A 14,874-nucleotide genomic window follows, 5' to 3' on the forward strand; every position below is an offset into this window, starting at 1 on the left:
CTATCTGTCGCTCTGTCCCGGCTCGCCTAAACTTGATCATCATGCAATCGGAAAGCTGCGACCGGCAGACCGAACGACGCAGCGGCATCCTTATTCTTCGAGGAGGCCCTGGAACAGGAAAAACCTCCATTCTGGAGGACATGAAAAGACGAGCCGCGGGGGTCGGCTCAGTTTGTCTGCACGCCACCGGATTCCGTGACGAACACGAAGTACCCTTTTCCGTCGTCGAGCAGCTCGGCCACGCTCCCGGTATTCCCGAAGAGGTCAGATCGGCCGTACGGCGGCTCGTCGAGCACCCGGAGCCGGCGCCCGCGCGGCTGCTCCAGAACCTCGCCACCGAACTGGGCGCGGCGGCCGGGCGCACCGAAGTCGTCCTCGTCGTCGACGACGCCCAGTTCATGGACCCGGCGTCGCGCGCCTGCCTGCTCTATCTCGCCCGGCGGGTGCGCTCCCACGCCATCACCCTGGTCCTGGCGTTCCCCCGGACCCTCTCCATCACCGACGGACACCTGGAGTTCCTCGGGCTGCCCGACGCCCGGCTGCTGGAGGTCGTCCCCCTCAGCCACGAGGAGGTGCGGGCGCTGCTGGAGCGGCGGATCGGGGCGCGGGCCGCCGGGGAGCTGGCCCAGGAGGTCCACCGGGTCAGCGGCGGAAACCTCGCCCTGGTCACCGCGCTGGTCCTCGACCTGCTGCGGGCCGGACACGGGCGCGCCCAGGCGCCGGTGACGATCGGGGAGTCCTTCCGGACCGCCTTCCTCGCCTCCCTGGTACGCCATCCCGCGCTCGCCCGGACCGTCGAGGCGCTCGCGGTGCTGGGCGAGAACGCGACCCCCGAACGCGCCGCCGTCCTGCTCGGCCAGCCCCTCAAGGACGTCGAGCAGCGCATCGTGGAACTGGAGAACGCGGGCCTGCTGAAGAACGGCGGCTTCCTGCACCCGGCGATCCCCGGCGCCCTGCTCGGCATGCTCGGCCCGGAGCTGGCGGCCCTGCACCGGCGGGCCGCCTCGCTGCTGTTCAGGGAAGGGGCGCCCGCCACCGAGATCGCCGGCCACCTCATGGCCGCCGACGAGCCGCCCGACCCGACCGAGGTACGGGTGCTGCACCACGCCTGGCGGCAGTTCCTGGCGGCCGGGCAGCCGGAGCGGGCGCTGGCCTGTCTGCGGCTCGCGGACCGCGTCGACCTCGACGAGGCCCAGCACGCCAAGACCGTCTGCCTGCTCGTCGCCACGCTGTGCCAGCTCAGCCCGCTGGCGGCGGAGCCGGAGGTGGAGCGGCTGCTGGCCGCGGCGCGCGCCGGGCACACCGACTGCTCCGCGCTGCGGCTGCTGACCATCTGGTTCCTCTGGTTCGGCTACCGCGACCAGGCACGGGAGCTGGCGCTGATGCTGGCCGAGTCCTGCTACCCGTTCCACAGCCACGCCGAGGTGGAGCGCCTGGCCACCCTGATCGACTCCCTGTGGCCGGAGCTGCTGGACGCGCCCGAGCTGCGCGCCTGCTTCCGCGGCCGGCGCGCCACCGCCGCCCTCACCCCGGCCGGCGAGCGCGACGGGGGCGCCGGCCGCTCCCCCGACCGCACCATGGACGCGCGCCGGCTCTGGGGGCTCGACCTCGCGTCCGTCGTCGGACTGATCGGCCAGGGCGAGCTGGCCGCCGCCGACCAGCTGTGCCAGGAGCAGCTGAGCAAGCTCCCCCCGGGCCGGCTCCCGGCCCGGCAGGCGTTCGTGACGGCCCTGCACGCCCGGGTCCGCTCGCACATGGGCGACCTGCGCACGGCGGCGGCGTACGCGGCCTCGGCCCTGGAGCTGCTGCCCGACCACAGCTGGGGCATCGTGATCGGGACGCCGCTGGCGGTCCTCGTCTCCACGCACACCCTCCTCGGGAACCCGAACCTGGCGGCCCGCTACCTGGAGCGCCCGGTGCCCGACGAGATGTGGGACTCCCCCCACGGCACCCAGTACCGGCTCGCGCGCGGCGCCTACCTCCTGGAGACCGGCCACCCGCACGCCGCTCTCCAGGACTTCCTGGCCTGCGCCGCCGCCGAACCGCCGGAGCCGCCCGAGCCGCAGGGCCGGCCACGCCCCGTCTGCGTCGCACCGGACCTGCTGGGCTGGCGGGCCCGCGCGGCGGAGGCCTATCTCGCGCTCGGCGACCCGGAACGGGCCCGCCACATGGCCGGCGAGGAACTCGCGCGGCCCCGCGGCTCCAGCGACTCCCGGGGCCGGGCCCTGCTGGTCCTGGCCGCCGTCGACGGCCCCGACCGGCGCCGCGCCCATCTGGAGGAGGCCGAAGTGACCCTGCGGGAGACGGGCGACCAGGTCTCGCTCGTCCACGCGCTCGCCCACCTGTGCAAGGAGGACCTGGCGGACGGCCTCACCCGGATCGCGCGGGCCCGCTGGAACGAGGCGATGGAACTGGCCGGCGCGAGCGGGATCGCGCACCGGATCAGCCGGCTCCTGGCCACGGGCGACGGAACGCCGTGCCCGGCCGGACCGCACCCGCACCCCGATCCGGTGGACGACGGGGACCCGGAGGAGGAGGACGTGCTCACGAAGGCCGAGTGGCGCGTGGCGTCACTGGCCGCCGAGGGCCGCTCGAACCGGCAGATCGCCACCCAGCTGTACATCACGGTGAGCACCGTCGAACAGCACCTGACCCGCGTCTACCGCAAACTCTCGGTCCGCCGCCGCTCCGAACTCTCCGACCAGCTGGGCCTCGTGCCCCGCCAGGGGAGCAGGCGCGGCGGCGGAGAATAACCCCTAGGAGCACCCCCTGAAAAACCCCACCACCGTTTTCCGTAGCGCGGGCGCTCTGTTCCCCGGACGGCGACAGCCCGTAGGGTGATCCCCAGCAGTTGGTTCGCCCCGTCCGCCAGGCGGGGCGTCGTAAGAGGGAACCCGGTGGAAATCCGGGACTGCCCCGCAGCGGTGAACGGGAACGACCGCCGTCATAAGCACTGGACCCGAAGTACTGGGTCTGGGAAGCGACGGCCAGTAGGTGTCTTCTTCCTGAATTCTTGGGGAAGAAGGTGTGCTCGTGAGTCCGAAGACCTGCCAGCCGCCCGCGCACGGACCGTTCCGTGCGCGGACACCCCGGTGACCTCGTGGGCGGGTCGGCGTACATATCGGACGGAAAAGCGACCGCGCCATTGCCGCGCGGGGTCGCGGCCGTCCGGTCCGTCATCCCCTTCGCGCTCCCGATTCCGTCTCCGGGGAATCTCAGGGATTCATCTCGCGAAGGAGATCTCCGTGACACCGAAGTCCGCAGCCGCGGCAGCCCGGGCCACCGTGTACGGCTACCCCCGCCAGGGCCAGGGCCGGGAACTGAAGAAGGCGATCGAGGGCTACTGGAAGGGCCGCGTCACCGCAGCCGACCTCCGCGCCACCGCCGCCGGCCTGCGCCAGAGCAACTGGCGCCAGCTCGCCGAGGCGGGCATCACCGAAGTCCCCACGGGCGACTTCTCGTTCTACGACCACGTCCTCGACGCCTCCGTCATGGTCGGCGCGATCCCCGCCCGCCACCGCGCGGCCGTCGACGCCGACGCCCTGGACGGCTACTTCGCCATGGCCCGCGGCACCCAGGACGTCGCCCCGCTCGAGATGACGAAGTGGTTCGACACCAACTACCACTACCTGGTCCCGGAGCTGGGCCCGGACACCGTCTTCACGGCCGACTCCGCCAAGCAGGTGGCGGAGCTGAAGGAGGCCCTGGCGCTCGGCCTGACCCCCCGCCCGGTGCTGGTCGGCCCGGTCACCTACCTCCTCCTCGCCAAGCCCGCTCCCGGAGTCGCCGCCGACTTCGAACCCCTCACCCTGCTGGACCGCCTGCTCCCGGTGTACGCGGAGGTCCTGGCGGACCTGCGCGCGGCCGGCGCCGCATGGGTCCAGCTCGACGAACCCGCCCTGGTCCAGGACCGCACCCCGGCCGAACTCAACGCCGCCGCCCGCGCCTACCGCGACCTCGGCGCCCACACCGACCGGCCGAAACTCCTGGTCGCCTCCTACTTCGACCAGCTGGGCGACGCCCTGCCGGTCCTGGCGAAGGCGCCGGTCGAGGGCCTCGCCCTGGACTTCACCGACAACGCCGCCGCCAACCTCGACGCGCTGGCGGCCGTCGGCGGACTGCCCGGCAAGCGGCTGGTCGCGGGCGTCGTCAACGGCCGCAACATCTGGATCAACGACCTCCAGAAGTCCCTCACCACCCTCGGCACGCTCCTCGGGCTCGCGGACCGCGTCGACGTCTCCGCGTCCTGCTCGCTGCTGCACGTGCCGCTGGACGCGTCCGCCGAACGCGACATCGACCCGCAGATCCTGCGCTGGCTCGCCTTCGCGAAGCAGAAGACGGCCGAGGTCGTCACCCTCACCAAGGGCCTCGCCCAGGGCACCGACACCATCGCCGCCGAACTCGCCGCCAACCGGGCCGACCTGGCCTCGCGCGCGAACTCGCCGATCACCCGCGACCCGGCCGTGCGCGCCCGCGCCGCCGCCGTCACGGACACCGACGCCCGCCGCTCCCAGCCGTACGCCGAGCGGGCCGTGGCCCAGCGCGCCCATCTCGGGCTGCCGCTGCTGCCCACGACGACGGTCGGCTCCTTCCCGCAGACGAACGAACTGCGCACCGCCCGCGCCGACCTGCGGGCCGGCCGCATCGACACGGCCGGGTACGAGGAGCGCATCAGGACGGAGATCCAGGACGTCATCTCCTTCCAGGAGAAGACCGGCATCGACGTCCTGGTGCACGGCGAGCCCGAGCGCAACGACATGGTCCAGTACTTCGCCGAACAGCTCACCGGCTACCTGGCCACGCAGCACGGCTGGGTCCAGTCCTACGGCACCCGCTACGTCCGCCCGCCGGTCCTCGCCGGGGACATCTCGCGCCCCGAGCCGATGACCGTGCGCTGGACGTCGTACGCGCAGTCGCTCACCGGGCGTCCGGTCAAGGGGATGCTGACCGGGCCGGTCACCATGCTCGCCTGGTCGTTCGTCCGCGACGACCAGCCGCTGGGCGAAACCGCCCGCCAGGTCGCCCTCGCCCTGCGCGACGAAGTGGGCGACCTGGAGGAGGCCGGGACCTCGGTCATCCAGGTCGACGAACCCGCGCTGCGCGAGACCCTCCCGCTGCGCGCCGCCGACCGGCCCGCCTACCTCGGCTGGGCCACCGAGTCGTTCCGCCTCACCACCGCGGGCGTCCGCCCGGACACGCAGATCCACACGCACATGTGCTACGTCGAGTTCGGGGACATCGTCCAGGCCATCGACGACCTCGACGCGGACGTCATCAGCCTGGAAGCGGCCCGCTCGCACATGCAGGTGGCGCGCGATCTGGCGGCGCACAGCTATCCGCGCGAGGCCGGACCCGGCGTCTACGACATCCACTCCCCGCGTATCCCGAGCACCGAGGAGGCCGCCGGCCTCCTGCGCACCGGGCTGGAGGCGATCCCCGCCGAGCGCCTGTGGGTCAACCCCGACTGCGGTCTGAAGACCCGCGGCTGGCCGGAGACCCGCACCTCCCTGGAGAACCTGGTGGCCGCCGCCCGTACGGTCCGGGCCGAACTGCCCGCCGACTAGCCGAGAACGCGAGAGGGCCCGCGGACGCGTTCCGCGGGCCCTCTCGCCTGGTCGCCCCTCACCCTCAGCCGGGCGCGGCGACCGCCGCGGCCGGCGCCCTCGCCGGCCTCGGGTTCAGCACCCGCTCCGCCAACTCCCCGAAGACCAGCCCGAATCCGGTCCACAGCGTGAACTGGATGGCCAGCGCGGCGAGCCGGAACCGCCACAGGACGGTCGCCGGGAAGTCGGCGGGCACCTCGTTGATGACCGGCAGGAAGGCGTACGCCAGCCCGACGGCCAGCGCGAAGGCGGCCACCGCGGCGACGGTCGCCCACCAGTTCCCGAGCCGGGGCGCGAGCCGCTTGCCGAGGAGGGTCGCGGCGACCGCGAGGAGCACGCTCAGCACGATCATCAGGAAGTACAGGGTGGTCCGCTTGCCGATGGTGCCGGGGTCACCGACGGCCGGCGGGTTGGCGGGGTACTTGAGGAACGGCACGACGTAGACGGCGAGCAGCGCGCAGCCGGACAGCAGCAGCGCGGTCGCCCGGGGGCCGAAGCGCCCGACGCGGCCGAGGGCGAAGCAGTAGGCGAGCGCCGCGATACCGCCGAAGGCGACGCCGTAGAGGAGGACGCCGGTGGCGAGTCCCGCGGTGGACTGGAGCGAGCGGGAGACGAGTTCCGTCTCGTGCTCGTGGGAGTGCGCCGCCTCGAAGCCGATCGCCTTGTCGACGTAGGGCTCACCGAGCAGATAGGCGGTGACGAGGGCGAGGACGCCGGCCGCGAGGCCCGCGAGCATGCCCCGGACGAGGAGGCCTCGCACTGTTGCGGAGTTCATCTCGGTCCCCTGGTCAGTGGCAGGGGAAGCCGAGCAGATGGCGGGCGTCGTGCACCCACTCGTGGACGTCCTCGCCGGCGACGACGGACGTGGCGCCCTGCTCGGCGCCGACGAAGTAGAGCAGGACCAGCATCAGGATGCCGAAGAAGACCGCCCAGGGGGCGATCGCGCCGATCGGCAACTTGGCCGGCAGAGCGGGGAGTTCGGTGCTGTCGGCCGGCTGGGCGACGTGCTGCGCCATGGCGTGTGCCTCCTTGGGGAGTTCGCGTCCCGTGTCGGTGGTGCGTGTGGGGTACGACGGCCACGGGTCTGACTCACCCCCTCGCGAGGGCACACAGTGGCGCGACCGTGCCGGATTCCCACCGGCTTCCGCTTCGCCGTCGTCGAGCAGTTGAACGGGGTGACCATACCCGTTCGACCCGCCCATGAGACGGCCGGCCGGCCCCTGTTTTATGGGGGCTGCCTCCACTTCTGCGCAACTCGGCAAATAACAAGGGGAGTTGCGCATATCGGCAACTTGAAGCGTCAACCTACGGTTGAGTAAAGACTAGTTGACCCGTCAGATATGCTCTGCGGATGCAGATCCCCGAGCCGCGTCCACTGACCGCCGAGGAGAGGAAGACCTGGGCGGCCCTGATCGGGGTACTGCTCAGGCTGCCCGCGACACTGGACACCCAGTTGCAGCGCGACGCGTCCATGAGCGTCTTCGAGTACCAGGTCCTGTCGGTGCTCTCCGAGGCCCCCGAGCACACCCTGCGCATGAGCGAGCTGGCGATGTTCGCCAACGGCTCCCTCTCCCGGCTCTCGCACGTGGCCCGCAGACTTGAGGAGCGCGGCTGGCTGCGCCGGGCGCCGGACGCGCAGGACGGCCGCTTCACCACGGCGACCCTCACCGCCGCAGGGCTGGAGAAGTTCGGGGCCGCGACCCCGGACCACGTCGAGACCGTACGCCGGCTGATCTTCGACCCGCTCACGCAGACACAGGTGCGCCAGCTGCGGGACATAGGCCAGCGGATCCAGCACGCGATCGACACGGACGGGACGGCTCCGCCGCGCGCCTGAACCTCAAGACGCCCACCCCTCGGCACGCCCCGCCCCTCAAGACGCGCACAGCTTCCCCGCCCCCACCCCCGAACTCCCCAGCCGCTCCTGGACCGCGTCCAGCGCCGGCAGCAGTTCCCCCAGCTCCCGCCCGCCGCCCGCGTACGCCAGCACCGCCCGGTAGAAGGCCGCCGACACATCGGGCCGCATGACGTCGGCGGCGCCGAAGCAGAGGGTGTAGCCGGAGCCGGGGCGCAGCATCTTCGCGACCCCCTGCCGCGCCCCCGTGCCGTAGTCCGCGAGCGGCACCCGGGTGTCGGCCGAGATCGCGTAACCCCCTTGCGCCCGCACCCACTTGGCCTGCCCCGCCCCCGCCAGGTAGTGGATGAACTCCCGCGCCGCCGGGTTGCCGCGCGTGAACATCCCGACGAAGTCGGCGGAGACCTCGAGGCGCCGGGTCCCGAGCCAGGGCGCGTAGGTGGAGGAGCGCTCGTCGAGGCCCAGCGCCGAGAGCGCGCCGTGGGCGTAGCCGCAGCTCCCGGTCCTCATGCCGGCCGCCGCCTCGGCGAAACCGAAGGTGACCGCGCGCTTCAGGGCGGCGTCGCCGACGAGGTCGTGCCAGACCGTCCACGCCTGCCGCACCTGCGGGGAGTCCCACTTGAGCGTGCCGCCGAGCCACTTCTGGTACGCGCTGCCGTCGCCCTGCGCGAGGAGGATGTCCGCGATCCAGTCGGCGCCGGGCCAGCCGGAGGCGGGACCGGACGCGAGCCCGAGACACCAGGGCCGGCCGGCCGACTTGAGCCCGGCCAGGGTGGCGGGCGGCGCCGGGGTCTTCTTCGCGTCGTACCAGACGAGGCTCTTCACATCGGCTTTCACCGGTACCGCGTAGACGGTCCCGTCGGCGGTCGCGAGTCCCCGGAAGGGGTCCAGATAGCTGCTCACCGACACGTCCAGCGGCTGGAGTTGTCCCTCCGGGCCGATGTATCTGTCGATCGCGCCGACGCTGGGCAGCATCGCGAGATCGGGCGGGGCGCCCGCCGCGACGGCCGCGTCGAGCTGCTGGGTGAGGGCCCGGCTGACCTGGACGTCGACCGTGACGCCCGAGCTCTTCTCGAAGTCCTTCACGACCGTGTAGAACGCCTGGAACTCCCGGTCCGACCAGGGCACCATGACCGTCACATGGCCGCGCCCCGGCTCCCCCGCGCACCCGGCGACGGCGAGGCACAGGGCCACCAGCACCAGCATGAGCCTCCTCATGAGCGCGGGAACCTGTACTCGGCGAGGCGGGGCCGGTAGCCGAAGTGCACGAGCCCGGCCGCGGCGGCGAGCGTGAGCAGGGTGAGGGCGCCCGTCAGCGGATGCCCGAGCAGCGGATCACCGGGCAGCGCGCGGGCGTCGGCCTGGGCGAGCAGCGCACCCGTGACCCCGGTCGCCGCCGTCAGCACCCACGCCAGCGCGATCCGTCTGCTGGGCGGCCGGCGGAAACGGCGTACGACCACGGCGGCGCCGGCGCCGGCGCAGCCGAGCATGACGGCGGCGGGTCCGGTGAGGAGGGCCCAGCTGGAGACGGGGTTCAGCCAGTGCGAACGCCGTTGCCGGGCGAGGGCGTCGCTCTGGACGGCGGTGAGGTCGAGGAGGGATTGCGTGAGGCCTCCGGTGTAGGGGATGGGCTTGCCGGTCTTGGGGTCCAGCTCGCGGGGGGCGGTGAGCGCCTTCTGGGCGCTGTCCAGGCTCGCGGCGCCGTCCGGGGAGTCGGCGGCGGCCTCGGCCATCTGGACGCAGGTCGTCAACTGGCCCTGCACGAACTGGATCTGGGCCTGGCCCGCGCTGCCGGCCGCGTTTCCCTCGGCGGCGGAGGTGAGGAGGGTGGTGACGCGGGCGGTGGCGTTGGCGAACTCGGTTCCGGTGCCGGTGAGGGAGAGCTGGCGGGTGCGGATGACGCCGGCGAGCGCGGTGTGCGCCGTCTCGGCGGCGGCGTAGGCCTGGCCGATGTTCTCGATCGCGCGGTGGGTGCGGAGGGCGGCGGTGATCTGGCGGTCGGCCTGGGCGGCGAGCAGGAGGTAGAGGAGGGCGGTGAGGGCGAGGGCGGTGTGGACCGCGGCCCGTAAGAGCCGTAGCTGTGCGGCCGGATGGGGCGCTCTCACGGGGTGTCCAGGCGGGTGCCGCAGTGCTGGCAGAACAGGTCCGGGTGGTCGGTCTGTTCGCCGCAGCCGGGGCAGGGGCGGCGCGGGACGCTGTCCATGGGGGCGGGTTCCGCGAAGTCCTCGCGGCGGGCGACCGTCCGTCCGGTCTCCAGCGCCAGGGCCTGCATCTCGCCCCGGGTGACGGCGCGGCGGACGCGGGGCCGCCCGTCGGGTCCGGTCTCCGCGATCCGGCGCAGGTCGGTGAGGTGGAAGTCGTCCAGCTCTTCGGCCAGCGTGAGGGCGAGGCGCAACTCCCGGTCGGCCGCCGCGGGTTCGCGGGTGAGCCAGGCGTCGACGCAGGCGCGGATCGCCATGCCGAGCTCGCGCTGCCGGTCGAGGAAGGTGAGGTTCTCCGGGCGCGGGACGGGCAGTTCGGGGCTCGCGCGGCGCCGTACGATCACCGACCGGGCCGGGGTGCGGGCGGTGCGGGTGCCGTCGGGGGTCTCGGCGTGGACGGTGATCCGCAGGGCCCGCAGGTCCTCCTCGGGCGGCAGGGCGTCGGGGGTGAAGCGCAGGCAGACGTGGTACTGGCGTTCCTCGGCGCGCCAGGGGCCGAGGGGGAGGTGGAGTTCGCCGTCGGGGCGGCGTTCGGGCGCGGTGAGCGGGGCGTCGGCGGGGCGGGTCTGGCGCACGAAGTCGAGCCGGAAGCGGCTGCTGACGTGCAGGCCGAGGTGGACGCGGGGTTCGGCGAGCCGCTGGGCCTGGTGGACGAGGCGGGTGAGGTCGGTGGAGAGGTCGGCGGCCTCGACGACGCCGCGGGCGTCGCCCTGGAGCACGTCGGCGATGCGCCGGACCTCGTGGTAGTGCCAGTCGTGGCCGAGGCCGCGTACGTCGCACACGAAGTGTCCGGCGCAGGCGGCGAGGTGGGCCTCGAACTGTTCGGGGGTCTCGTGCTCGTCGTTGCCGTCGGTGTAGAGGACGGCGTGCCGCACGCTTTCGGCGGGGGCCCCGGCGAGGAGGCGGCCGGCGCAGGCGAGCCACTGGCCGATGGCGGTGCCGCCTTCGGGGAGCTGGCTGAGGACGCGGTCCTTGGCGCGGCGTCTGCTGTCCGGGGTCAGCGGGGTGAGCGGGTGGATGACCTCGGCGTGGTACTGCCCGGCGACGATGCCGAGGAGGGTGCCGTCCTGGAGGGTGTCGAGGGCCGCGCACAGGGCGCGTTTGGCGGCGTCGAGTCTGCCGTGGTCGGCCATGGACAGTGACTTGTCCATGATGAGGACTTCGGCGAGCGGTGCGGGCGGGGCCTCGCGGGCGGTGGCGCGGACCGTGATCAGCGCGTCCGCGCGGGCCGCGTCACGGGCCAGGTCTCCTGGTGTGTCCGTGACCACGCTGAAGTCGAGTTTCCATGGCTGCCTGTCCCCCACCGGCCCCACCCTGATCGCTTCGCGTACGCGTAGCTTTACGCTCAGGAGCGTAACGCGCGGGCCGCGCCCCGGGAACGGGATGGGAGAGTTCCCCTCAAAGTGAGCATGTCCCGCCAGCCGAGCGGGGGCCGCAGCCGGTTGGCGAGGTCGACCAGGGTGGTGTGGTCGGGCGGGGTCGGCGCGTGCGCGGCGAGGGCGCGCACCGCTTCGGAGAGGGCGAGCCGGTCCCCGGTGCGCAGGGTCTCGCCGTGCTGGATCTCGGCGGCGAGCGCGGCGTGGGAGGTGGCGTCGACGTCGAGCGCGCCGAGCAGCTCCCGGGCCCGGTCGAGCTGTTCGTGGGGCGGCGCCGCTCCGTCGGGTCCGGGCAGGACGGACAGGCGGACGGCGGCGGTGCGGGCCTCGTGCTCGTAGCGGAACTCCTCGGCGAGCCGGGCGGCGATGGCGCCGGCGCGGTCGCGGTGGCCCTCGGTGTGGTGGAGGCGGGCGAGGCCGAAGCCGGCGGCGCCGAAGGCCGGGGTGGTGGTGAAGACGGTGGTGTAGAGGGCGGTGGCGGCGGCGGTGTCTCCTTGGTGTTCGTGGCAGAGGCCGAGGGCGAGGAGGGGCATGAGTTCGCCGGGGAGGGCGGCGCGGACCCGGGTGAAGTGGTGGGCGGCGTCGGGGGTGCGGGCGTGGGCGAGGGCGAGGAGGCCGCGGTACCAGTCGTGCAGCCAGTGCTGGGCGGGCAACTGGGCCTGGCCGAGGGCTTCTTCGGCGGCCTGGACGTCTCTGCGGCGCAGGGCGGAGCGGCTTTCGGCGAGGGCGGTGCGGGTGGCGGGCGTGGGGGCGGGGTCGTCGGGGTCGGCGAGGGGGGCGGGGAGGGAGGCGGCGACCTCCTGGGGGCGGGGGCAGGCGAAGGGGGCGGGCAGGGTGAGGCGGGTGTCGTCGGTGACGGCGGCGCGGGTCCAGTCGGCGAGCGGGCGGGCGGTGCCGAGGCCGCCGTGGAGGGGGTCGTTGAGGGAGCCGAACAGGGCGGAGGGGCGGGCTACTTGGCGCAGCGGGGCGGCGACGGTCTGGCGGACGACGCCGCTGAGCTGTTCGGCGAACTGGCGGGCGGTGCGGAAGCGGCGGGCGGGCAGGGGGTCGGTGGCGCGGTCGAGGAGAAGGCCGAGGGAGTGGACGCCGGGCGCGGCCGGGTCCCTGAGGTGGGCGCGGCAGACCTCGCGCAGGGTGGTGCCGAGGCAGTAGAGGTCGAAGCCGGGGGTGGGGTCGAGGAGTTCGGGGTCGTTCTCGGGGGGTGCGTACAGGCGGGTGCAGACGGTGACGGGGCCGGGGTCGTCGAGGGCGCGGACGGCGCCGAAGTCGATGAGGCGGACGCGGTCGAGGGGGCCTTCGGGTCCGGGTTCGGCGAAGCGGATGATGTTGGGGGGTTTGACGTCGCAGTGCAGCAGGCGGCGGGCGTGGAGGTAGTCGAGGGCCTGGAGGATACGCAGTCCGTGGGCGAGGAGGGTTTCGAGGGGTTCGCCGGGTCGGGCGGCGAGGGCGCTGCCGGGGACGTGTTCGAGGACGAGGTAGGGGCCGCCGTCGGGTTCGTAGCCGAGGATGCGGACGATGCTGTCGTGGCGCAGGGCGGCGAGGACGTCGCGTTCGTGTTCGGCGGTGCGGGCGACGGCGCGGGTGAGCATCTTGAGGACGACGTGGGTGCCGAGGTTGCGGTCGTGGGCGAGGTAGGCGTGGCCGAAGGCGCCGGAGCCGAGGACGCGCTGGACGTCGTAGCGGTCGCCTATGGTCAGGCCGCGGGGCTGGGTGAAGTCGAAGGGGGTGCCGCAGCGGGGGCAGTAGCCGGTGACCGGGCCCGCCTTGCCGTCGTGGCCGCGGCCGACGGGGTGGCCGCAGTCGGGGTCCGGGCAGTGCCGCTCGGGTTCGGGGACGGGTTCGCCGGGGCCGGGGTCGGCGGGTTCAGGGGCGGGTCCGGTGGCGGCGAGGGCGAGGCCGTACCAGGGGTCGGGGCGGACCTGGGCGACTCCGGTGGCGGCGCGGGGACGGTCGGCCGGGGTGGCGCGCGGGAGGGGGGCGGCGCCGCAGCGGGTGCAGTAGCCCTCCTCGTCGATGACTCCTCGGCCGCATTCGGGGCGGTTGCACTGCTGCACGGTCAGCCTCCGTCGGTGGGTGAGTCCTCGGCGGGCGGTCCCGCTTCGTCGATGCGCCGGTCGGTCTCGTCGACGTAGCGGCGTACGAGGTCGCGGGCGGTGCGCAGGTCGACGGGGACGGTGCGCAGGGCGCGGGCGGCCGGGGTGTGCAGTTCGCCCAGGGCGCGGTCCTCGGCGCCGAAGTGCCGTGCGGCGCGCACCCGGTGGAGTTCGAGCCGGACGGTGAGTTCCTCGTGGGCGGCGGCCATGCGGCGGACGGCGGCGCAGTAGCGTTCGGCGGCGGCGCGGGCGTGTTCGGCGCGGTCGAGGACGGCGGCGGACTCGGGTCCGCCGGTGGTGCGGGCGACGGCGAGGCGCACGCGCAGGGCGGGGGCGAGCGGCGGGGGCAGCCGGGGCGGGGCGAAGTAGTGGTCGGCGTAGCGCGTGCGCAGCCGGCCGGCCTCCTGTTCGGCGGCGGCGAGGGCGGCCACGGCCGTTTCGGCGTGGGCGGGTTCGACGGTGCGGGGCGCGACGGCGCGCAGGGGTCCGGGGTCGAGGTGGATGTCGTGCGGGAGGCCGTCGGGCGGGCGGCCCTCGAAGCCGAGGACGAGTCTGAGGCCCCGGGTGCGGGCGCTGCGGGCGAGCGGGCCGAGGAGGCCGGAGACGAGCGTGGCGGGGTCGGCGGCGCGGTCGACGCGGCCGATGACGGCGCAGGCGGGCGGGGTGCGGCGCAGCAGCCGGGAGACCAGTTCCCGGTCGGTGTCGGCGGCGAGCCCGAAGCGGCGGGCGAGGTAGCCGCGGACGTCGTCGGTGGTGCGTTCGCCCGCGTCGTAGGCGGCGTCGACGGCGCCGAGGCCGAGGACGGTGTCCTGGGGGGCGCCGGTGAGTTCGGCGTCGGTGACGGCGGCGCGGGCGGCGGGGTCGGCGGTGCGGACGAGGCGGACCAGCCAGGAGTCGCCGGCGCCGGTGGTGGCGTCGGTGCTGACGACGGCGGTGCCGGTGAAGCCGCCGGCGAGGAGGCGGGTCAGCTCCTGGGTGAGGGCGAGGCGCAGGGGGTCGGTGAGGACGTCGTCGGGGAGCAGCGGGGAGTCGTCCGCGAGCCGGCCGGCGTGGAGGTGCGGGGCGACCACGGCGGGTTCGCCGCCGGCGCGCAGTTGCGGGAGGTAGCTGAGGATGGTCTCGGTGGGCAGCATCCAGGCGGCGCGGGCGGAGCCGTCGGTGTAGTCGGCGACGACGATGCCGATGACCTTCCCGGCGTGCTCCCCCTCCAGCGCGAGGACTCCGGCGCCGGAGTAGCCGGCCGCGATCCAGGGGTCGCCGGCGCTGATGCGGCGCAGCTGGACCCATTCGCCGCTGCGGCCGCCGGAGCCGAGGAGCTGGGCCTCGGCGGCGATGCCGTAGTAGGGCTCGGCGTCGGGGAAGCCGTAGGCGCGGACCCGGCCGCCGGAGACGGGGACCTTCCACAGCCGGGTGGTGAGTCCGCAGTCGGCGGGTTCGGCGAGTTCGAGGAGGGCGACGTCGCCGCGTCCGGTGTCCGGCTGGACCCAGGTGCCGGGGGCGCGGCGGGCGGGGAGGGTCCACTCCCGGCCGCAGGCGACGCTGCTGACCTGTAACGCGCCGGCCTCCCCGCCCGCGCGGCGTACGACGTGGGCGCAGGTCAGGACGTGCCGGTCGTCGAGCAGCACCCCCGCGCCCCAGGGTTCCCCCTGCCCGTCGTCCACCCGCACCCGCCAAGGACTGTCCTGATGGTGATGGCTCCCCATCCCCCCACAGTAGGACAACTCACCCCCGGCGCACCCGAGTTGT

General features: G+C 74.0%; 10 protein-coding genes and 1 riboswitch. Of the genes, 3 read left to right on the forward strand and 7 right to left on the reverse strand.

Features of this window, described 5'->3' with window-relative positions; genetic code table 11:
* Nucleotides 1-41 precede the first annotated feature (41 nt).
* Both ACYUD3_RS19390 and metE read left to right on the forward strand, forming a co-directional pair.
* Nucleotides 42-2,753 carry a helix-turn-helix transcriptional regulator gene (locus tag ACYUD3_RS19390; protein WP_470971461.1) on the forward strand — a complete coding sequence of 904 codons (2,712 nt, stop codon included), beginning with the start codon at nt 42-44 and terminating at the stop codon, nt 2,751-2,753.
* A gap of 82 nt (nt 2,754-2,835) precedes the next feature.
* Nucleotides 2,836-3,069, forward strand: a riboswitch (cobalamin riboswitch).
* A gap of 176 nt (nt 3,070-3,245) precedes the next feature.
* Entirely contained in the window at nt 3,246-5,564 is a 2,319-nt protein-coding gene (metE, locus tag ACYUD3_RS19395) for a 5-methyltetrahydropteroyltriglutamate--homocysteine S-methyltransferase (RefSeq protein WP_470971464.1), read from the forward strand.
* Between the two features lie 64 nt (nt 5,565-5,628).
* Here metE and ACYUD3_RS19400 read toward each other — a convergent pair whose 3' ends face one another.
* Both ACYUD3_RS19400 and ACYUD3_RS19405 read right to left on the reverse strand, forming a co-directional pair.
* A complete protein-coding gene (locus ACYUD3_RS19400) occupies nt 5,629-6,378 on the reverse strand; it encodes a CbtA family protein (protein ID WP_470971466.1) in 750 nt (249 codons plus the stop codon).
* Between the two features lie 13 nt (nt 6,379-6,391).
* The gene (locus tag ACYUD3_RS19405) at nt 6,392-6,619 is read right to left on the reverse strand and encodes a CbtB domain-containing protein (protein WP_470971468.1); all 228 of its coding nucleotides are present in this window, start codon (nt 6,617-6,619) and stop codon (nt 6,392-6,394) included.
* 335 nt (nt 6,620-6,954) lie between these two features.
* Here ACYUD3_RS19405 and ACYUD3_RS19410 point away from each other — a divergent pair, with 335 nt between their 5' ends.
* Nucleotides 6,955-7,440 carry a MarR family winged helix-turn-helix transcriptional regulator gene (locus tag ACYUD3_RS19410; RefSeq protein WP_470971471.1) on the forward strand — a complete coding sequence of 162 codons (486 nt, stop codon included), beginning with the start codon at nt 6,955-6,957 and terminating at the stop codon, nt 7,438-7,440.
* Between the two features lie 36 nt (nt 7,441-7,476).
* Here ACYUD3_RS19410 and ACYUD3_RS19415 read toward each other — a convergent pair whose 3' ends face one another.
* From ACYUD3_RS19415 to ACYUD3_RS19435, 5 genes are read right to left on the reverse strand one after another with little or no spacing between them, the layout of a single operon-like run.
* Nucleotides 7,477-8,664, reverse strand: a complete 1,188-nt coding sequence (locus ACYUD3_RS19415) for an ABC transporter substrate-binding protein (RefSeq protein ID WP_470971473.1) — start codon at nt 8,662-8,664, stop codon at nt 7,477-7,479.
* A gap of 8 nt (nt 8,665-8,672) precedes the next feature.
* On the reverse strand, nt 8,673-9,563 hold the full coding sequence (locus ACYUD3_RS19420) for a hypothetical protein (RefSeq protein WP_470971475.1): 891 nt from the start codon (nt 9,561-9,563) through the stop codon (nt 8,673-8,675).
* Nucleotides 9,560-10,963, reverse strand: a complete 1,404-nt coding sequence (locus tag ACYUD3_RS19425; protein WP_470971478.1) for a VWA domain-containing protein — start codon at nt 10,961-10,963, stop codon at nt 9,560-9,562. The genes ACYUD3_RS19420 and ACYUD3_RS19425 overlap by 4 nt, the downstream gene beginning before the upstream one ends.
* Before the next feature lie 41 nt (nt 10,964-11,004).
* A complete protein-coding gene (locus ACYUD3_RS19430; protein WP_470971480.1) occupies nt 11,005-13,089 on the reverse strand; it encodes a tetratricopeptide repeat protein in 2,085 nt (694 codons plus the stop codon).
* Between the two features lie 2 nt (nt 13,090-13,091).
* The gene (locus ACYUD3_RS19435) at nt 13,092-14,831 is read right to left on the reverse strand and encodes a S1 family peptidase (RefSeq protein ID WP_470971483.1); all 1,740 of its coding nucleotides are present in this window, start codon (nt 14,829-14,831) and stop codon (nt 13,092-13,094) included.
* Nucleotides 14,832-14,874: the final 43 nt, after the last annotated feature.

The sequence above is a fragment of the Streptomyces sp. AMJ-169 genome (genome assembly GCF_055597585.1).